Below are 19,913 nucleotides of genomic sequence, written 5' to 3' on the forward strand. Positions count from 1 at the left end.
CGTGATGCCAGCCGCCGCGCTCGCAGGCACCCCGCGGTTCGCCCTCCTCGCGGCCGCCTCGGCAGCCGTGGCAGTCGCCGCCGCCGACACCTACGTCGTCGTCCTGGCCCTGACCGACATGATGGCCGGCGTCGGCATCGGCATCGACGCGCTCCAGCGCGCGACGCCGATCATCTCCGGCTTCCTCCTCGGATACATCGCCGTGCTCCCGCTCATCGGCCGGCTGTCAGACCTGCTCGACCGCCGGCGCATCCTCCTCGGGTGCCTGCTCGTCTTCGCGGCCGGCTCCGCCGTCACGGCGCTCGCCGTCGAGATGCCGGTGCTGGTCACCGGGCGGGTGCTGCAGGGCATCGGTGGCGGCGGCCTCGTCCCGGCCACCCTGGCGCTCGTCGCGGACCTGTGGCCGGCCGACCGGCGCGGCACCCCGCTCGGCGTCGTCGGCGCGGTGCAGGAGCTCGGCTCCGTCCTCGGGCCGGTTCTCGGGGCCGTCGTCCTCGCCTGGTCGGGATGGCGAGCGATCTTTTGGCTCAACATGGTTGCGGCCCTCGTGCTGTATGCCGTGATCCACCTCCTCGGGGGCCGCGCCCTCCGGCCTGAGGCGGGCAGCACGCACACGACCCGCCGGAGGCTCATGACGGCCGTGGCGCTCGGCCTGCTCGTCCTGGGTCTCGCCGCGACGGGCCTCGCCCTGGCGGCACCGGACGCGCTCGTGACCGACGTCGTGCTCGGTGCGCCGTTCGTGCCGTTCACCGGCACGTCGCGGCTGCTCACACCGATCGGCGTCACCGGCCTGGCCCTCCTGCTCGCGGTGGCCGCGCTGACCGCCCCGCGCTGGTGGCAGGTGCTGCGGCGGGCCGACCTCGTGGGCGCCCTCCTCGTCGCGGTCGCCCTCGGCAGCCTCGTGCTGACCTTCGCCTCCTCCGACCCGGAGAAGGAGGTCGTCGGGCCGCTCGGTTACAGCCTGCTGCCGGTCGGCGCCGTCGCGCTGGTGGTGCTGGCGTGGTGGCACCGGCACGCCGCCGACCCGCTCGTGCCGCGCGGGACCGTCGGCGCCAAGGGCCTACGGGCTCTTGTCGTCAACCTCCTGGTGGGCGCGGCACTCGTGGCCGTGGTCGTCGACGTCCCCCTGCTCGCAAGGCTCGCGGACGGCTACGACGAGACGGGGGCCGCCCTCGTGCTCGTCCGCTTCCTGCTCGCCGTCCCGGTCGGCGCACTCGCCGGCGGCTGGGCGCTGCGGCACCTCGGGGACGGCGCGGTCGCCGGGCCGGGCCTGCTGCTCGCCGGCGCGGGGATGCTCGTCATGTCGCGCTGGACGCTCGAGTCCGTGGCCGACCCGGTGCCGGCGACGGCGGTGCTCGTCGCGGTCGGCCTCGGGATGGGGCTAGCCCTGGCACCGGTCAACGACGCCGCCCTCGCCGACTCGCCGGCGCACGCCCACGGCGTCGCGAGCTCCCTCGTCGTCGTGGCCCGCATGGTCGGCATGGTCGTCGGCCTGGCGCTGCTGACCTCGATCGGCCTGAGCCGCTACTACGACGCGGTGCGCCGGCTGCCCGACCAGCTCGACACGCACGCCCTCATCGGTGCCGGCGTCGTGCAGGTGCAGACGGTCTTCCTCGGCGGTGCCGTGGCAGCGCTGGCCGCCGCGGGCATCGCCCTGTCCCTCGGTCTGAGACGCCGGTCCGGGGCGTCCACACCGCTGGGGGCCGGCGAGAGCGACGCGCCCCGCTTCGTCGCTCTCTGACGTGCTCCGTCGCGACTACCGACCATGGGGTGCGGTTCGGAGGTCGCGAGCCCGCGCCCGCCGCGGGAACCCGCCACCTGGCGGGGCGTCGCGGTCGAGCGCCGGCTCTCAGCCCTCGACCTGGAAGACGACGGGCGCGTGGTCCGAGGCGCCCTTGCCCTTGCGCTCCTCGCGGTCGATCGCCGCGCCGACGACCCGCCGCGCCAGGGCCGGCGAGCACAGCGCGAAGTCGATCCTCATGCCCTGCCGCTTCGGGAAGCGCAGCTGCGTGTAGTCCCAGTAGGTGAAGGTGCCCGGCTCGCTCGTGTGCGGCCGCACGACGTCCTCGAAGCCGGCATCGACCACGGCCTGGAACGCGGCGCGCTCGCCGGGCGAGGTGTGGGTGCGGCCCTCGAAGAACGCCGGGCTCCACACGTCGGCGTCGGTCGGCGCGATGTTCCAGTCGCCGAGGAGCGCGATCTGCGCGTCGGGCTCCTCGGCGAGCCACTCGCGCCCGGCGACGGCCAGCGCCTCGAGCCAGGTCAGCTTGTAGCCGAGGTGCGGGTCATCGAGCGCGCGGCCGTTGGGCACGTAGAGCGACCACACGCGTACGCCGTTGCAGAGCGCCCCGATCGCGCGCGCCTCCGGGAGGGCCGGGTCGCCCCACCCGGGCATCCCGTCGAAGCCCACGCGCACGTCGTCGAGGCCGACGCGTGAGGCGATGGCGACGCCGTTCCACTGGTTGAGCCCGTGGTGCGCGACCTCGTAGCCGAGCGACTCGAAGCGCTCGAGCGGGAACTGGTCCTCGCGGGCCTTGGTCTCCTGGATCGCCAGCACGTCGACGTCGGTCCGCTCGAGCCAGGCGGTGACGCGGTCGATGCGGGAGCGGATGGAGTTGACGTTCCAGGTGGCGATGCGCACAGTCGGCCACCCTAGACGGCCCCGCAGACACGGGGTCCCTAGGGTGAGGCGCATGAGTGCAGCGCAGACCACGCGACCGACCGCCCTCGTCACCGGCGCGAGCGCCGGCATCGGGCGGGAGTTCGCGCGCCAGCTGGCCGCCCGTCACCACGACGTCGTGCTCGTCGCCCGGGACCGGGGCCGCCTCGAGCAGCTCGCCGCCGAGCTGATGAGCACGTATGCGGTGTCCGCCGAGGTGCTCGTCGCCGACCTCTCGGACCGATCGGCCCTGCAGACGGTCGCCGACCGCGTCGGCGACCGCGACCGGCCGGTGGACGTCCTCGTCAACAACGCGGGCTACGGCCAGCGTCGCTCCTTCCTGCGCAACGACCTCGCGGTGGAGGAGGCGGCCTTCGACGTGCTGACCCGTGCGGTGCTCGTGCTCTCGCACGCCGCGGGGGTCGCGATGCGCGAGCGCGGCCGCGGGCACATCGTCAACGTCTCGTCCGTCGCGGGCTTCATCGCCTCGGGCTCCTACTCGGCCGCCAAGGCCTGGGTGACGACGTTCAGCGAGGGCCTGGCGACCGAGCTGGCGGGGTCGGGCGTGACGGTGACCGCACTGTGCCCGGGCTTCACCAACACCGAGTTCCAGCAGCGGGCCGGCATCAGCAAGCCGGGTCCGCAGTTCATGTGGCTCGACCCGCAGAAGCTCGTGGCCGACTGTCTCCACGACGTCGACCGGGGCCGGGTCGTGTCGGTGCCGGGCGCGCAGTACAAGGCGGTCGTGGGGCTGCTCCGAGTCGTGCCGCGCTCTCTGGTCCGCAGCCGCGCGCGTCTCGTCCGGCGCTGAGCTGAGGTGTTTTCGCCACGTATGTCGTTTTGAATCAAGCAATTCGGGCGACCTTCCGGCATCTCGCTCATCTGCGGATTGCCGGTGTTAACGTCAATGGGCGGGAGCTCGCCGACTGCCGTTCACCTTCAGTTCAACGCCGAGTCACCGCCAGCAGGGGGACGGTGGCCCGCTCGTCTCACCTTCGGACCTGACAGATGACAGTGAGTTCGCGCTTGTTCGCCCGTCCAGCGGTCGGACGCCACGTGGGGAACGCGCCGTGCGCTGACCACGAGAGCCATGCGCTGCTCGCTGCGTCGGTGGGGGTGGTCCGTCGTGACCTGTCGTCCGTCCGAGACGGTCGACAGGCGCCGGGGACGCACGGGTGGGGCGAGAGTCCGCAGTAGACAGACAGCCATCAGGGGGATGCATGTCAGTTCAAGAGGTGGGTTTCGGCCGCCATCAGGGGCACGAGGGGGCCGCAGCGGTCCGTCACCATGACGCACCGACGCGCCGGCCGCGCGAGGTCGACTCCATGCGGGCCCTCTGCCACGACCTGATCCAGCCGCTCACGGCTATCCGGCTGCTGGCCGACGGGCACCTCTGCACCGGCGAGGAACGCCTGGCGGCCATCCGGCACGAGGTCTCCTGGCTCACCGAGCTCGTCGGCTCGGTCCTGGGTGACGGGCACGCCGACGAGCAGGAGCAGCTCGAGCTGACGGAGGTCACCCAGTACGCGCTGTCGTGCTGCGGCCCGTTCCTGACGTCCAACGTGACGCTCGACACCTGTGGTCCGGTGCCGGTGCAGGCCACCCGCGTCGCCCTCGTCAGGGCCCTGATGTGCCTGCTGGACAACGCTGCCCGGGCGGCAGGCCCGCGCGGGAAGGTGGCTGTGACGATCCGGAGGCGGGGGTCGTCCGCCGTGCTGGCCATCGCCGACGACGGGCCCGGGCTGGGGCGCATCGCGCCGCAGCACTCCATCGGCCTCGTCACGGTGGGGGGCGTCCTCCAGCAGTGCGGGGGACGTCTCCGGTTGGAGAACGGGCCCCGGGGTGGCGCCGTCGCGACCGTGGAGCTGCCGCTCGTCGAGCAGGTCGAGCGCCCGTGAGGATCGTGCTCTGCGACGACCACCGTCTGCTCGTCGAGGCGCTGGGGGCATCCCTCGCCGCCCGGGGCTACGACGTGGTGGCCATGGCGCTGACGCCAGAGGAGGCCCTCGCGGCCGTGGCGGAGCATGCCCCCGACGTGTGCCTGCTGGACCTCAACTTCCCGGACGGGACGAGCCTGGGCACCCTGCGGGTGATGGCGGAAGCCCAGCCCGCGACCAAGGTCGTCGTCTTCTCGGCCACGGCCGACCCCCAGGCGGTCGTCGGCGCGCTGTCGGCGGGAGCCGCCGGCTTCCTCGCCAAGTCGATGTCCGTGGACGCCATCGCGGCGATGCTCGAGCGGGCCGTCGACGGCCAGGTGGCGGTGGAGGCCGGCCTGCTGCAGCGGGCGTTCCTGCCCCCGTCGACCCACGACCCCCTGTGGTCGCTGCGGTTCCTCACCGACCGTGAGTGGGACGTCCTTCGGTGCATCACCCGGGGCCAGACCACCCAGCAGATCGCTCGTCAGTTGGGCGTGCGCACCAGCACGGCGCGCACCCACGTGCAGAACCTGCTCACCAAGCTGGGGGTGCACTCCCGGCTGGAGGCGGCCGCCCTCCTCGCGGACCACGGCAGCGCCGAGATCTGGCCCGCGCGCCTGCGCTCCTGACCGCACGTCCCTTGTGAGTCGGCCATGTGACGTAGTCGGAGGCCGTCCAGACGTCGGGTGTGCACACCGCACGCCGCTCCGATGCTGTCCCCATGACGCCGCAACCGGTCCGGGTCGTGGTCTTCGCCCGGCAGCAGCTGCTGCTCGAGGCACTGGCCGAGACCCTCGGTGCGCTGCCCGGGCTGCGCGTCGTCGGTCGCGCCGACACGGCTGACGGACTGCTGCAGGCCGTGGCGGCCGGGTCGGTCGACGTGCTCGTGCTCCACGCCGTCAGCCGCCAGGATGCCGTCCTCGAGCTCGCTCGCTCGGCCCTGCAGCAGGCGCCCGATGTGGGCGTCGTGCTCGTCACCCAGCCCGAGGCCGGCGACATGTCGCGTGACGCCCTCGAGATGGGCATCCACGGCTGGGTCCGCAGTGACGAGCCGTTCGCGCGACTCGTGACCGCCGTGCGCCGGGTGGCCGCCCACGAGGTGTTCATCCCGGTCGCCCTGATGGCCTCCCTGCTCGGGCCGCCGCCGGCGCACGGGTCGCCGGGGTCTGCCGGCGCACTGCTGGAGATGCTGACCCCACGCCAGGCCGACGTCCTGCGCTGCCTCATGGACGGCCACTCCCGCGCGGAGACGGCGCACCTGCTCGGCATGTCGCCCAACACCGTGCGCACCCACGTCGGCGCGATCCTGCGGCGCCTGCAGGTCCACACGACGCTCGCCGCCGTGGTCGAGGCGCGTCGCAACGGGCTTCTCGGTCGGAGTGCCGAGGAGGCGTCTACCGCGAAAGGCGTAGACGGCCTCGGGCGCTGAGCGGGTGTGCCGAGGCGTCGGCGTTCCTAGCGTCGAAGGGGCGGGAACCACCCGCACCAGAGCCAGCAGGCTCTCGACCCCAGGGGAAAGACATGACTCTTCACACAGCGCCGCGACGGACGGTGCACGCGCGCTCGATTCCCTTCGCGCGCACGGTAATCGGGCCAGAGGCGCGCGGCGCCGTGGCCCACGTCCTGGAGTCGGGGTGGGTGACGACCGGCCAGGAGGTCGTCGCCTTCGAGAGGGAGTTCGCGGACTACGTCGGCGCCTCCCGGGGGGTCGCCGTCAGCTCCTGCACGGCCGGCATCGAGCTCGCCCTGCGGGGCCTGGGCCTGCCTCCGGGATCGCGTGTGCTGATGACGACGAACACCTTCTGCGGCGCGGCCGGGGCCATCGCCCACGCGGGTCTGCAGCCGGTCCTCGTGGACGTCGACCGGTGGAGCGCCGTGCCGAGCGAGGACCACATCCGGGCCGTCGTCCGCGAGGTCGGCGGGGTGTCGGCAATGGTCGTCGTGCACCTCGGCGGCAACCCCGTCGACGTGGAGGCGGCCGCCGCAGCAGCCGGCCTGGGGTTCGACCGGGTCATCGAGGATGCCGCGCACGCCCTGGGGACGAACGTCGGCTCCCGGAGGGTGGGCTCGATCTCCCGGGCCACGTGCTTCAGCTTCTACGCGACGAAGAACCTCGCCATCGGCGAGGGCGGGATGGTCACGACCTCGGACGAGGAGTTCGCGGAGACGCTGGTCCGCACGCGCCTGCACGGGATGTCGCGCGACGCCTGGCGCCGCTACCAGCCCGGGGGGACGTGGCGCTACGACGTGGCCGACGACGGCCTGAAGGCCAACCTCACCGACGTCCAGGCCGCCATCGGCCGTGCCCAGCTGCGCTGCTTCGACGAGCACCAGGCCCGTCGACGCGAGCTGGCGGCCCGCTACGACGCCCAGCTGGCCGCGCTGCCGGCGGTCAGCCTGCCGCCGCGCCCGGTGGACGGCCAGCACGCCTGGCACCTCTACGCCATCCGGATCCACGCCGGCTTCCGCGTCTCCCGCGACGAGGTCATCGAGCGCCTGAACGCGCTCGGCATCGGCTGCTCCGTCCACTTCATCCCCCTGCACCGGCTCACGTGGCACGTCAACCACTGCGTCCTGCCCTCCGGGGGCCTACCGGGTGCGGACGAGGTCTTCGCGGAGACCCTGTCGCTCCCCTTCGACCAGAACCTCAGTGATGACGACGTCGACGACGTGTGCGCGGCGTTGTGGCAGATGGGAGGCACGCGATGACCTCGGAAGTGGGAATCCGGCCGCGGAGCGGGACCGCCGCCCCGGGCACGGGTCTGCGGACCCTGATCGTGGGGGCGGGAGCGGCCGGCAAGGCGCTGGCCCGGGACCTGCAGCGGGTGGAGGACTTCGGGCTGAGCCCGGTGGGCTTCCTCGACGACGACCAGACGAAGCGGAAGGTCCGTCACCTGCCGGTGCTCGGGAGACTGTCCGACCTCGTCAACGTCGCGACCGCGGAGCGCATCGACGTCGTCGTCCTCGCCATCCCGGGTCTGCCCGAGACCGAGGTGGCACGGCTGGCCACGGCTGCGGCACGGGTGGGGGCGAGCGTACGCCGGCTGCCCTCCTTCGTCGCGCTGCTGCGGCGTGACGTCGTGGGCACGGACATGCGCTCCCTCGACGTGGCCAAGCTGATCGGTCGCAGCGAGGTGCACGTGGCCTCCCCGGAGGTCGCCGAGATCATCACCGGCAGGACGGTCCTGGTCACCGGGGCCGGCGGCTCGATCGGCAGCGAGCTGTGCCGGCAGGTCAACGGCTTCGCCCCGAGCCGGCTGGTCATGCTCGACCACGACGAGTCCAACCTGCACCGGCTCCAGCTCGAGCTGCGCGGCGAGGCGTTCATGGAGTCGCACGACACGGTCGTCGCCGACATCCGTGACGCGGAGCGGATGCACCAGATCATGGACCACTACCGACCGCACGTCGTCTTCCACGCGGCGGCCCTCAAGCACCTGCCGATGCTCGAGCAGCACCCCTGTGAAGGGGTCAAGTCCAACGTGCAGGGCACGGAGAACGTGCTGGCCGCGGCCGTGGCCTCCGGGGCCGAGCGACTCGTCGCCATCTCGACGGACAAGGCCGCCGACCCGACCTCGGTGCTGGGGGCCACGAAGCTGCTCGCCGAGCAGATCGTGCAGAAGCACGCCGGCGGCAGGACCGTCGTGTCGGCCGTGCGGTTCGGCAACGTCCTCGGCAGCCGGGGGTCCCTGCTTCCGGTCCTCGTCGCCCAGATGGCCGCCGGCCGTGACGTGACCGTCACGCACCCCGACGTCACCCGCTACTTCATGACGATCGAGGAGGCCGTCGGCCTGGTCCTCGAGGCAGCCCGGATGACGACCGGCTCGGAGACCTTCGTCCTCGACATGGGCTCCCCCGTGCGGATCGTCGACCTCGTCGCGAACTTCGCGCGCCAGCTCGACGTGCGCGACGTCAACATCCGCTTCACCGGCCTGCGCCCGGGCGAGAAGCTGCACGAGGCGCTCTTCAGCGACAGCGAGGAGTGTTTCCCGACGAGCCACCCTCGGATCTTCGCCGCGCGGGCGGTCCCCGTGCACCAGGACTTCGACGACCTCCTGCGCACGCTCTACGACGCGGCCCACCGCAACGCGGCGGACGAGGTGCGCCGCGCGCTCGGCGCCGCCCTGCCGGCGTACTGCCCCGAACCGGAGCCCGTCGCAGCGCTCCAGGCCGTGACGGCCGCGCCCTACCCGGACGACTACTGATGCGGTCCGGCACCCACCGAGAGGACAGGTTGCATTCATGAAGATCAACGTCATCGCGGGTCGCGCCGACGAGCCGCAGGTCGGTTCCGGCGCCGGCCACCACGCCCCACGGGTGTTCGACAGCGACTCGGTCCCCGCGGACCGTGGCCTCGTGGCTTCGCTCGACTCCGCCACCCTGGGCATGGACCTGGCCGCACCGCCGGTCGTCCTCCCGGACTTCCACCACAAGTCGGCCATGGAGATGCCCTCGAGCATCGCCGTCGCGACCGCGGGCACGATCCGGCCGACGCTGACGAGCTCCTCCGTCAACTGCGGCATGGCGCTCATCGCGCTGAACTGCGACCGGCCGACCGACGCCGCCGTGAGCGACTTCTACCGGCGGGTGCGTGAGCGCTACCCGTACCCGACGACCAACCGGCGTGACCTCACCTACCGGGAGGTCATCAGCGCTGCGACCGACGGGGCCGACTTCGCGGTCGACCGCAACGGCGTCGACCCCGCGGAGCTCGAGCGGGTCGAGGAGGGCGGCCGGATCGACCTCGCCCAGTGGGGTGGCAAGGAGCGGCTCGTCGCCGAGATCCCGGCCCTGACGTGGCAGCTCGCCCGGATGCGCTTCGGCACCGTGGGCCCGACCAACCACTTCGTCGAGCTCCAGCAGGTCGAGGAGATCCTCGACCCCGAGGCCGCCCGGCTGCTCGGCGTCCGGGAGGGGCAGGTGACGCTGCAGTACCACGCCGGCGGAGGTGTGCTCACCGGGGAGATCGGTCACCTCTTCGCCCGCCGGCGGGACACCGCCCGGGTCATGCGGGCCGCGATGGCCGTCCAGAAGCCGCTCTTCCACCTCGCGACCGCCCGGTCCGCGGAGCAGCTGCGGGAGCGGATGCGCCTCTTCTTCAGCTCCGCGACCCCTCCCGTCAGCCTGGACTCCGACGAGGGCAAGCGGCTGATGCTGGCCAACGCCGCGGCCATGAACTACGGCTACGCCTTCCGCATGGCCACCTACCAGGCGCTGCGCCGGCTGGCGGCCGAGGCGTTCGGCGGTGCGCCGGGCACGCTCGTCGTCGACTCGCCGCACAACTCGATCTACGAGGAGGAGGTGGCCGGCGAGCGCGCAGTGGTGCACCGCCACAACTCGTGCCGCGCCTACCCGGCGCACCTGATGACGCCCGGGACCACGTTCGCGCAGACCGGTCAGGCGGTTCTGCTCCCGGGCACGCACCGGACCTCCTCGTACCTCGCGGTCGCCGGGCCCTCCAGCGGCCAGAGCCTCCACTCCGCCTGCCACGGAGCGGGCACGGTCATCGACCAGTTCGCCAAGAACGGCACCTCGCAGTCCGATCCGGCAGGTCGGTACACGCTGCGGTTCCGCTACGACGACACGGCGCCCAGCCAGGCGCCGCACCTCGACGACGCCGGCGTCAACGCCGCGATGTCGGTCCTGTCCACCCACCAGATCGTCCGGCCGGTCGCGCGGATGCGTCCGTTCGCAGTCCTGCACTAACCGACGAGAAAGAGAAGTCACATGCGCATCGATGAAGCCTTCCGCCGAGTGATCGGGGGGTACTGGTGGTTGATCGGCCTGCTCGTCCTCGCTGCGGCGTTCGGGGCCAGCACGTACGCCTCCCACCAGGACAAGCAGTACCAGGCGGTCGCCCGCGTCCAGATGTCCGGCGGCCTCGCCAGCACGAACGTGCAGGCCGATGCCGCGACGCAATGGTTGCAGGGCGTGATCACCTCTCCCAACCTCGTGCGCGCGGCGATGAAGAGCGCCGGGATCAAGGGCGACCCCATGCTGTTCGCCACGGATTCCGTGGCGGTGAACCGGGTCGGTGTCTCGACGGTCAACGACGTTTCCGTGACCAGCGGTGACCCCCAGCGCTCGGTGATCGCCGCGAACGCGCTCGTGCAGCAGGCCCTGCGGTACGCCAACACCGCGCACCAGCGGGACGCGGCGCAGATGACCGCGCTCAACCGCGAGATCACCAGCCTGACGAAGCAGCGTGACAGCCTCATTCGCCAGCTCGCGGTCGCTCCTCCCGGCCCGGTGCTGGAGCTGCAGGCCCGGATCGGCGCCATGGCGCCGACGCTCACCGACCTGCTGCGCCAGCGGTCCGACCTCATCCTTGCGACCTCGCAGCGCTCGAGCATCGGCCTGCTCGACCCCGCCACCGCGGTCGCCGACCCCGTCGGCCCCAAGGAGTCGCAGCTCGTGGGACTGGCCGCTCTGGCCGCGCTGATCCTGGCGCTCGGCCTCGTGGCGCTCCTCGAGGGCGTCCGACCCCGCGTCCGCGGGCGCCGCTGGGTCGCCGCCGAGCTGGATGCCCCGCTGCTCGGTCACCTGCCCACTCCCGACCTGGCGAGCCGGCGGGGCGCCCGCAGCGTACGCGAGTTCGGCAGCGCCGCAGCGGTGCTCAGCGCTCGCTTCGCGGGTCGCCCGGTCCTGGTGCTCCCGGTGGAGAAGAAGTACGAGAAGCTGGCCGCCCGGATCTGCTCGGAGGTCGAGACGCTCACCGGGGTGCGCCTCCAGCTCGCCTCGGACGCAGCGGCGGTCCGCGCGGGGAGCCCGGAGGGCGGCAGCCAGCAGGACGCGGTCGTCATCGCGCTCAGCCCGTCCGTGGAGGCCCAGCGCAAGCTCGAGGAGCTGCAGCGCAACGCCGAGGTCATGGGCTGGCCCGTCGTCGGCGTCCTCACCTTCCGGCACCACCTGATCCTCGACAGCCTCTTCCCCGTGGAGGAGGGCCGTCACGTCGGGCCCGCCAACGCGCCGAAGCCCGCCGCGGCGGCCAAGGCGAAGCCCGCCACGACGACCGTGGCCGAGCCGGCCACGGCGAAGCCCGCCACGGCCAAGCCCGCCACAACGAGCGCGGGCGAGCCGGCCGCGGCGGCCAAGCCGAAGGCACCCCAGACCGCCGGGGCATCGGTCCCGAGCTCGGCGAACGGCGGCGTGCTGAGCGGCCAGAAGATGCGGAGGCTGCCGTGACCCTCCGCGCCGAGTCCTGCGGGCTGGCAGTCGGGTTCGACTCGTCGTCCCGCGCCTGGTCCGAGGTCGCCGACCGCGCGTTCGGCGGCGCCTCGGGCCCGGGCGACCCGGCCCCGGTGTGGGCGCAGGACCCGGCGCGGACGGCCGACGTGGCCGTCCGGGTGGAGGACTCCCACGACGCCTTCGACCTCGCCGGGCTGGCTCCGCTGACGCGCGGCGCCTTCGGGGACGGGAGGCGCGTGGTGCTCACGGATGCGTGCGGCAGCGGTCTGGACCTGCTCGTCGAGCCGTCGCCGGGCACGGGCCGGCTCACGGTCACGGCGAGGCCACGACCGCGGCCCAGCCACCGGGCGCTGCGCCTGGCCGCCCCGGGGCGCACCGAGCTGCTCTGGAGGGCCGCCCTCCTGCAGTACCCGGCGCTGTGGTGGGCCGGGGTGAGGGGCTGCGTGCCTCTCCACGTCTCGGCCGCCCAGGTGGGGGACCACGGCGTCGTGCTGGCGGGGCCCGGCGGGGTGGGCAAGTCGACGCTGCTCGCGAGCCTGGCCCCCGGTGAGGGCACGCCCGTCAGCGACAACCTGTGCGCGTACGACGGGGACCGGTTGCACGGCCTGCCCGAGCCGCGACGCGTCTCGGAGCCGGGCGGCGCACGGCTCCGGGCTCGGACGATGCCGCACGGTCGTGTCGAGAGGCGTTGGGACAGCAGGCAGTCCGGCATCCGTCCGACCCTGGTGGTCGTGCTCCGGCGGGGCAGCGGTGAGCGCCCCGTCGTGCGGCGGGTCTCGCCGGAGGTGGCCGCGCGCGACCTCGTCGCGGGCACGTACGCGGCGGGTGAGCTGCGCCGCTACTGGGCCTTCAGCGCGACCCTGGCCCTGGGCACGGGGCTCGGACCGGCCCACCCGGCGATCGACGCGCAGGCGGAGCGGCTCGCCCGGTCGCACCGGTGCGTCGAGGTGGAGCTGCCGGCTCGTCCGGGGACGCCGCTGGCCGAGATCGTCGACCTGGCGGAGCGCGCCCCCGGTCGCCACGCTCCCCGGATGACGGAGGTGGGGGCATGACCCAGCGCGTGGCCCACATCATCACCCGGTGCGTGGCCGGCGCAGGCGGGGTCGCGGTCAGGGGAGCGGTGAGCCTGCCGCGGGACCTCTACTGCAGCACCCTCGTCGTGGGGTCGGGGGACGTGCTGCTCGACGAGGCCCGCGCCCACGGCGTGGAGGTCATCGTCGTCCCCGACCTCGTCTCGCCGATCAGCCCGGCCTCGGACGCCCGAGCGCTCAGGTCACTCGACGCGATCGTCCGCTCGGGCGGGTTCGACGTCGTGCACACCCACAGCGCCAAGGCCGGCGTGCTGGGACGGGTCGCCGCAGCCCACGCCAAGGTGCCGCGCATCGTGCACACCCTGCACGGGTTCCCTTGGCACGACTTCCAGTCCGTCGCCGTGCGGCAGGCCTACATCCGCACCGAGCGCGCGCTGTCCCGCATCACCGACGCCTACCTGGCCGTCGGGACTGGGGTCGCCGTCGAGGCGCTGCGGCGGGGCGTCGTGCGTCCCGACCAGCTCGTGACCATCGGCCCCGCCGTGGAGCCTGCGCGGGTGACGGCCTCCCCGCTCTCGCGGGCCCGGGCCAGGGCGCTGCTGGGGCTGCCGGACGACGCGACCGTGGTGGGCACCGTGGGACGGATGGACTTCCAGAAGGCACCGGAGGTGATGCTCGAGGCGGTGCGGCGCATGCACACCCGCGCCGTGCTCGTCTGGGTCGGTGGCGGGCCGCTGCTCGAGGCAATGGCCCACCGCGCTCACGCCGCAGGCCTGTCCGACCGGGTGCTGCTGCTGGGCAACCGGCAGGACGTGCCCGAGCTGCTGCCTGCGTTCGACGTCTTCGCGATGTCGAGCCGCTACGAGGGACTGCCGTGCGCCATCGTCGAGGCGCAGGAGTGCGGCATCCCGGTCGTCGCGACATCGGTCAACGCGGTGTCCGACGTCGTGGTGCCGGGCGTGACCGGTCTGCTCGTCGCGCCCCAGGACCCGACGCAGCTGGCGGCGGCACTCGACCACGCGCTGTCGCACCCGCGCCAGGCCGCGGCCTGGGCCCAGCGCGCCCGCGCGCAGCTGGGCGACCGCTACGAGCCCGGCACGCTGGGCGCGACGCTGTGCGAGGTCTACGCCGCCGAGCCCACCGAGCCCACCGAGCCGACCGGGCCGCTTGGGCCCACCGGGGAGCGCGCGACGCTGACGCACCGCCCGCTGCTCACCCCCGTGACCGCCTGGCACCGGGCCTCATGAGCGCCGTGGACGCGGCCGTCGCCCTGCTCGTGCCACCGGGGACCCCGGTGGTGACGGTCGACCGCACCCGGCCGCCGTCGGGCACGGCCCTGCCCGTGCTGTCGGCGGGGGAGCGGCTCGTGCTCCTCGACGGCCGTCGACTGGCCGTCCGCCGGCTCCGGCGCCTGGCCCGCAGCGCCGGCCTCGTCGTGGACCGCGAGCTCGTGGTGCTGCCGAGCCTCGGCGAGCCCGCGTTCGTCGTCGAGGACGCGCCGGAGAGCCTGGGGTGGTTCTGGAAGGCCTTCGCCACGGTGCCCCCCGGGCGCGCCAAGGGCTCCCTGCTCGTCACCGCCGCGACCGTCGCAGGTCGGCACCGTCTCGTCCTCGACCGCGTCGGCCGCCTGGTGGCCGGACGCATGATGATCGCCCACCGCCCATGAGCACGCCCACCTCAGTCAGCACGTCGGCCGGGCCCCCCGGCGCCCCGGTCGACCTCGTCGCCGTGGAGGGGATCCTTCGCCGGCACCTGGGTCCCCAGCCGGCGCGGCTGGCGCTCGTGGCCATGTCCAGGGACGACAACCCCAAGGCCGTCGTCGTCGCCACGCCGGTGGGTGGGGCTCCCGCGCTCGCCGTCAAGGCGGCGCTGACCCCAGGTGCCGCCGAGTCGGTGCGCGCGGAGGCCGCCGCGCTCACGCGCCTCGCCGAGCTGGACCCCGGCCTCGTCGAGGGCACCGTCCCGCGGCCGATCGCCTTGCACGACACGGCCGCCGGCACGTTCCTCGTGACCACGGTCGCGACCGGTCGCCCGCTCTCCGTGGACTACCACCGCTGGCACCACACCGGCCGACGCCGGGATGTGCGTGCCGACTTCGCCGCCGCGGCGGCCTGGCTCTCCCGCCTGCACGCCCTCGCCGTCCCCTCGGTGCCCGAGCCCGACACCGGCCGCCTCCTGCAGGCCCGCTGGGCCGGCGAGGAGCTGGGGCAGGCAGCCGCCGACGTATGCCGTGGGGCCCGTGAGCGCGTCGGCGAGCTCGACGCGACCCACGTCGCACACGGCGACTTCTGGTTCGGCAACGTCCTGCGGACCGGGCGCCGGGTCAGCGGGGTCGTCGACTGGGAGCACACCGTGTTCGGCTCCTCCCCGCTGTGGGACCGGGTGCGCTTCGCGCTCGCCTACACCCTCTACCTCGACCGGCACACCGCCGGGGGAGCCCCGGTGCACGGCCACGCCGGCCTTCGGGCAGTGGCCTGGGGAGACCCGGTGCGACACCTGCTGCGCGGCCAGGGCTGGTACGCCGACCTCGTGTCCGCGTTCATCGCCCCGGGCGCCGAGCGCGAGCTCCGCGCCGTCCCCTGGCGCGCCGCCCTTCTCGTCGGTCTCGCCCAGGTGGCGGCCGGCAGCGACGAACCGGAGTTCGCCCGCGCACACGCACTTCTCCTCACGGAGGTAGGACCATGACGACCACGACCACAACGTCGACCTCGGCGACAGGCCCGACAGCAGCCCCGACAGCAGCCCCGACGGCGGGCCCGACGACGGCCGTCCCGGGCACGGCCCGGCAGGACCTCACCCCGGTGCGGCGGCCGAGGCGCGGGCGGGTCGAACCGGCATCGCTCTCCCTCCGGTGCATCCTCGTGGCCTCCGTCGCGGGCCTGCCGCTCCTGGTCCCGACGGGGCCGGGGAACACCTCTCCCGCAGACCTGCCGATCCTTCTCGCGATCGGTGGCGTCGTGCTGTGGCTCTCGCGCAACCGTGTACGCCTCCACGTGCCCTACGCGCTCGGCGTGTGGCTGCTGCTGCTCGCCGGCGCGGTCGCGGCGTTCACCCACCAGGACGTCGGCTCCACGGCGGTGCTGGCCCAGGACCTCTTCCTGCTGGTCTGGGGCGGCGCCGTCGCCAGCGCGGTCCGGGCGGACCGTTCGCTCCTGCGCCTGGTCTGCGCCAGCTGGTCCTGGACCGCCGCCGTGTGTGCCGGGCTGCTCGTGGTCGGCCGGCTCGCGGGCATCGCGTGGCTCGCCGGGCAGACGCTCCGCGACGGGTCGCGGTCCGCGCTCACCTTCGGCGACCCCAACCTCGCCGGCAACTACTTCGTCGTCTCCCTCTTCCTCGTCCTCGCCTCGCGCTACCCGCGTCGGCGCCTCCCGCGCGCCGGGGTGGTGGCGCTGCTGCTGCTCGCGATCCTCTTCACCGGCTCCAACGGCGCCATGGTGTCGACGCTCGTGGGCCTCGGCGTCGCCGCCGTCGTCGGGGCGTGGCGCTCGCGAGGGGCTCTCGCGGCGCTGGGAGTCGCCTGCGTCCTGGCGCTGGGTGCGAGCCTGCTCGTCACGTCGGTGGACTGGGCGTCGCTGCAGGCCCGGGCCGCCGCCGGACCACCGGTCCTGCACGACTCGGTCGGCCGCGGCGACTCCTCCAGCCAGGACCGGCAGGTCCTCTTCCACGAGGGCGTCAAGCTCTTCTGGAACGGCAACCTCGTCGGCATCGGGGCAGGACGCACCAAGGAGGCCCTCGCCGCGCAGCCCGCCCCCTACATCAAGGAGGCGCACAATGACTACGTGGCGACGCTCGTCGAGCTCGGCCTGGTCGGCGGCGTCGGCCTGGTCGTCCTGCTCGCCACGGTCGCGACCCGGCTCGCGCGGGTGGCGGGCCGCCGGGGCAGGCGGGATTCCCGCACGCGGGACCTGCTCCCCTCCCCGCACTTCCTCGTCGCGGCCGCGGCGGCGTTCCTCGTGTCCGGAATGTTCTACGAGGTGCTCCACTTCCGCCACCTGTGGGCCTTCCTGGGCCTGGTGGCCGGTCTCGACCTGCTCGGGGGCGACCCGTCCGAGCCGGCGCCCCTGACCACCGGGAGGCGGTGACGTGTTCGTCCGTTCCGACACCGTCCGCCGTCCGCGCCGGCTCCGCCTGCCCGGGCGCGCCGTCCTCGACAACATCACGGCCCGCCTCGTCGCGGTGGTCGCGCTGGGGCTCGGCACGATCGTCGTCGCGCGCACCGGCGGCGCCGAGGACGTCGGCATCCTGGCCCTGCTGCGCGTCGTCCCCGGCCTCGTAGGAGTGCTCGCCGCCTGCGGCCTGCCCGGGGCGATGGGCTACTTCCTCGCCGGCCCGCGCTCCACCGAGCCCAGGCTGTGGCCGACGATCCTCGCGCTGCTCGCGGCGGGCATCGCCCTCGGGACCGCGGCGTGGCTGGTGCTGCTCCCGGCGATCCACGCGGTGCTCCTGCCGACGACCACCACGCTCGTGATGCTCCTGGCCGGGGTCAGCGTCGGCACCCAGCTGCCGGTGGCGGTCGTCAAGGCGAGCCTGCAGGGCCTCGACGACCGGAGGGGCTCCAACGTCGTCACGGCGTCCGAGGAGGCGGCCTTCCTCCCCGCGTTCGGCGTCGCCTACCTGCTGGGCCTGCGCGGTCCGCTGCTCCTCGTGGTCGTGCTGATCGCGGCGGACGTCCTGGTCGCCGTCGCCGGGTGGGTCAGGCTGACGCGCCAGGTGCATTCTCGGGGGATGCGCCTGACCGGCCGGCCCGACCGGGAGCTCGCCCGCTCCGTCGTGTCGTTCGGGCTGCTCGGCCAGGTGGGCGGCGTGGTCAACCTGCTCAACCTGCGTCTCGACTTCCTCGTCCTCGGCTCGCTGGCCGGGGCGGCACCGTTGGGGGTGTATGCCGTGGCCTCGAAGTTCGCGGAGCTGGTCAAGCTCCCGGCGCTCGCCGTGACGTGGGTCAGCTACCCGCGGATCGCCCGCCTCGGCCCGGAGGGCTCCGTGCCGTTGATGCGCCGGCAGCTGCCGTGGCTGGCCGGTCTCGGCGTCGTGGGCGCGGTCGTGCTGGCCCTGGCCGCCCGGCCGCTCCTGCCGCTCCTCTACGGTCAGGAGTTCGTCACCGCCGTGGTGCCGGCCGCGATCATCTCCGTCGGGCTGGTCGCCTCACCTGCCGGCGGCCTGGCGAGCGGCTACCTGCTCGGGACCCGGCGGCCGGGGACGAACTCGTTGCTGCAGGCAGGAGGGCTGGTGGCCACGCTCGTGCTCGACTTCCTGCTCATCCCGAGGTTCGAGGTCATCGGGGCCGCGTCGGCGAGTGCCGTCGCCTACCTCGTCACCGACCTCGGCACGGTGCTGGTCGTGCGACGTCTCCTCGCCGGTGCGTCATGAGTCGGCGTCGCGCCGGGGCCGCACTGTCCCTCGCGGCGACCCTCCTCGTGGCGGGTTGCAGCGGCTCGCCGCAGGGCTCAGCGCCCTCGAGCAGCACGCCTCCCGAGCCCGCCGTCGTCGCCGCGCGTGCGCCCACCGCCGGCAAGTACGTCGAGCTGGTCAAGGAGCTCCGGGCCAGGGGCACGGGGGTGTGGATCGAGTCGGACTTCGTCAAGGCGTACCTGGCCGGGGACGCGCGCTACCGCCAGGTCGTCGGCGCGGCGCTGGGGCTCGCCCGGCAGCCGGGAGTGGCGGGCATCAAGGTGGCCGACGAGCTCGGCTACCACGACGGCACCACGTCCGAGCAGGCCTTGGCCCTGCTGCGTCAGGCCGTCCACGACATCCACGCCGCGTCCCCGGGGACCAAGGTGCTCATCGACGTCGTCGTGCCCGAGCTGGGCTGCCTGTCCTGGCTGCCGACGTCGACCCCGACGATGCGCATGTGCGGCGCCGACGCGCAGAGCGCCAACCCGGGCGCGACCATCGCCGCCGTGGACGCGTACGCGTCGACCGGTGTCGACGTGATCGACCTCAGCCCGGGCCTGCAGGACGACAGCTGGTATGTAGCCCAGGGGACCTCGCGTGACGAGGCCATGCGCCAGTGCTGGCGCGAGGCCGTGCGACGGTGGGGGAGCCGGGTCACCCTCCAGGCGCGCAAGGCGCTGGCCCACCCGGGCCCCTACACCGGAGGTGAGGCCACCGCCCAGGCCGACGTGCACACCTACGTCGACATCCCCCTCGCCGCGGGTGCCAAGGCGGTCGACATCTGGACGTGGGCCCAGCAGTACAAGGGCCAGGTCTACACGCTCACCGACCCCGGGGGCGCCCCGAACGCGCTGACCCGTGCCCTGCAACAGAGGCGGAAGGAAGGAGCACGGCTGTGGACACACATGACGCCGTCCCTCTACCAGGTGGATCGGGCACACGACGTGCCGGAGGTGACGCAGCAGTTCGACGTCGTCCTCGTCGCGGCCGGGACCGGCTGAGCCGGAGCCGGATCGTCGGCGCCGACGTCAGCCGCGCCCGCCGGTCCCTCGACGTCGTTGTCTCCGCGCTCGCGCTCGTGCTCACCGCGCCGATCCTGCTCGTGGCCGCGGCAGCCATCCGGGCGACGAGCTCCGGCCCCGTGCTGTTCCGCCAGCAGCGCCTGGGGGCCGGGCGCCGGCCCTTCACCATCCTGAAGCTGCGGACCATGACGACCGGCGGCCCCGGCCTCGACATCACCATGCGCAGCGACCCCCGTGTCACGCCCGTCGGGTCCGTGCTGCGGCGCACCTCCCTCGACGAGCTGCCCCAGCTGCTCAACGTGCTCCGCGGCGAGATGACGCTGGTCGGCCCGCGACCCGAGACGGTCGCGCTGGCCGACGGCTACCCGGCCCGCTGCCGGTGGGTCCTGGAGCACACGCCCGGCCTCACCGGCCCGGCGCAGATCCGCCTGCGCGACGCGCGCGTCCTCGACCTGCGGGCTGCAGGCAGTGCGCCCGTCGACCCCCAGCGGTGGTACCTCGAGGAGATCGTGCCGCGCCGCGTCGAGCTCGACGCCACCTACCTGCGCGACCCGACGCTGCGCCGCACGCTCGTCGTGCTGCTGCAGACGGCCGTCTACCTGCTGCGGCCCCAATAGCCCGGTCCCCCTCCCGGGAGGACCCCGGTGGCCCGTGGGCCACCGGGGTCTTCGTCGCCGGGACTCTCCCGCCGTCGAGATGTCCGGGC

The 19,913-nt window shown here is 73.8% G+C and carries 18 protein-coding genes; 17 read left to right on the top strand and 1 reads right to left on the bottom strand.

Features of this window, described 5'->3' with window-relative positions:
* Window positions 1-4 precede the first annotated feature (4 nt).
* Window positions 5-1,741: an MFS transporter gene (locus AB0316_RS04295; RefSeq protein WP_366270730.1), complete on the top strand. Its 1,737-nt coding sequence runs from the start codon at window positions 5-7 to the stop codon at window positions 1,739-1,741.
* Window positions 1,742-1,849: 108 nt separating this feature from the next.
* On the opposite strand, the gene AB0316_RS04300 is transcribed toward AB0316_RS04295, so the two are convergent.
* Window positions 1,850-2,641 (bottom strand): exodeoxyribonuclease III, encoded by a 792-nt coding sequence (locus AB0316_RS04300; protein WP_366270732.1) that lies wholly within the window; start codon window positions 2,639-2,641, stop codon window positions 1,850-1,852.
* A gap of 52 nt (window positions 2,642-2,693) precedes the next feature.
* Between AB0316_RS04300 and AB0316_RS04305 the strand changes: the two genes are divergently transcribed.
* The 16 genes from AB0316_RS04305 (at window position 2,694) to AB0316_RS04380 (ending at window position 19,824) form a co-directional block, all read left to right on the top strand.
* The gene (locus AB0316_RS04305) at window positions 2,694-3,470 is read left to right on the top strand and encodes an SDR family oxidoreductase (RefSeq protein WP_366270733.1); all 777 of its coding nucleotides are present in this window, start codon (window positions 2,694-2,696) and stop codon (window positions 3,468-3,470) included.
* Window positions 3,471-3,879: 409 nt separating this feature from the next.
* A complete protein-coding gene (locus tag AB0316_RS04310; RefSeq protein WP_366270735.1) occupies window positions 3,880-4,557 on the top strand; it encodes a HAMP domain-containing sensor histidine kinase in 678 nt (225 codons plus the stop codon).
* Entirely contained in the window at window positions 4,554-5,204 is a 651-nt protein-coding gene (locus AB0316_RS04315; RefSeq protein ID WP_366270737.1) for a response regulator transcription factor, read from the top strand. The genes AB0316_RS04310 and AB0316_RS04315 overlap by 4 nt, the downstream gene beginning before the upstream one ends.
* A 92-nt stretch (window positions 5,205-5,296) precedes the next feature.
* A complete protein-coding gene (locus tag AB0316_RS04320) occupies window positions 5,297-6,004 on the top strand; it encodes a response regulator transcription factor (RefSeq protein WP_366270738.1) in 708 nt (235 codons plus the stop codon).
* Window positions 6,005-6,096: 92 nt separating this feature from the next.
* A complete protein-coding gene (locus AB0316_RS04325) occupies window positions 6,097-7,284 on the top strand; it encodes a DegT/DnrJ/EryC1/StrS family aminotransferase (RefSeq protein WP_366270739.1) in 1,188 nt (395 codons plus the stop codon).
* Window positions 7,281-8,780, top strand: coding sequence for a polysaccharide biosynthesis protein (locus AB0316_RS04330; protein WP_366270740.1), 1,500 nt, complete (start codon window positions 7,281-7,283; stop codon window positions 8,778-8,780). The genes AB0316_RS04325 and AB0316_RS04330 overlap by 4 nt, the downstream gene beginning before the upstream one ends.
* Before the next feature lie 37 nt (window positions 8,781-8,817).
* Window positions 8,818-10,281 carry an RtcB family protein gene (locus AB0316_RS04335; protein WP_366270742.1) on the top strand — a complete coding sequence of 488 codons (1,464 nt, stop codon included), beginning with the start codon at window positions 8,818-8,820 and terminating at the stop codon, window positions 10,279-10,281.
* A 21-nt stretch (window positions 10,282-10,302) separates the two neighbouring features.
* Window positions 10,303-11,760, top strand: coding sequence for a hypothetical protein (locus AB0316_RS04340; RefSeq protein WP_366270744.1), 1,458 nt, complete (start codon window positions 10,303-10,305; stop codon window positions 11,758-11,760).
* Window positions 11,757-12,815: a hypothetical protein gene (locus AB0316_RS04345; RefSeq protein WP_366270746.1), complete on the top strand. Its 1,059-nt coding sequence runs from the start codon at window positions 11,757-11,759 to the stop codon at window positions 12,813-12,815. The genes AB0316_RS04340 and AB0316_RS04345 overlap by 4 nt, the downstream gene beginning before the upstream one ends.
* Window positions 12,812-14,041, top strand: coding sequence for a glycosyltransferase (locus AB0316_RS04350; protein WP_366270747.1), 1,230 nt, complete (start codon window positions 12,812-12,814; stop codon window positions 14,039-14,041). The genes AB0316_RS04345 and AB0316_RS04350 overlap by 4 nt, the downstream gene beginning before the upstream one ends.
* Entirely contained in the window at window positions 14,038-14,460 is a 423-nt protein-coding gene (locus AB0316_RS04355; protein WP_366270749.1) for a hypothetical protein, read from the top strand. Before AB0316_RS04350 ends, AB0316_RS04355 begins: the two co-directional genes overlap by 4 nt.
* Entirely contained in the window at window positions 14,457-15,479 is a 1,023-nt protein-coding gene (locus tag AB0316_RS04360; protein ID WP_366270751.1) for an aminoglycoside phosphotransferase family protein, read from the top strand. Before AB0316_RS04355 ends, AB0316_RS04360 begins: the two co-directional genes overlap by 4 nt.
* The gene (locus AB0316_RS04365; RefSeq protein WP_366270753.1) at window positions 15,476-16,876 is read left to right on the top strand and encodes an O-antigen ligase family protein; all 1,401 of its coding nucleotides are present in this window, start codon (window positions 15,476-15,478) and stop codon (window positions 16,874-16,876) included. Before AB0316_RS04360 ends, AB0316_RS04365 begins: the two co-directional genes overlap by 4 nt.
* A gap of 1 nt (window position 16,877) precedes the next feature.
* Complete coding sequence (locus tag AB0316_RS04370; RefSeq protein ID WP_366270755.1) at window positions 16,878-18,161, top strand: oligosaccharide flippase family protein; 1,284 nt, start codon at window positions 16,878-16,880, stop codon at window positions 18,159-18,161.
* A complete protein-coding gene (locus AB0316_RS04375; protein ID WP_366270757.1) occupies window positions 18,158-19,186 on the top strand; it encodes a hypothetical protein in 1,029 nt (342 codons plus the stop codon). The genes AB0316_RS04370 and AB0316_RS04375 overlap by 4 nt, the downstream gene beginning before the upstream one ends.
* Window positions 19,081-19,824 (top strand): sugar transferase, encoded by a 744-nt coding sequence (locus AB0316_RS04380; protein ID WP_366270759.1) that lies wholly within the window; start codon window positions 19,081-19,083, stop codon window positions 19,822-19,824. Before AB0316_RS04375 ends, AB0316_RS04380 begins: the two co-directional genes overlap by 106 nt.
* Window positions 19,825-19,913 lie beyond the last annotated feature (89 nt).

Origin of the sequence: Terrabacter sp. NPDC080008 (assembly GCF_040702505.1) — a bacterium.
Lineage (GTDB): Bacteria > Actinomycetota > Actinomycetes > Actinomycetales > Dermatophilaceae > Terrabacter.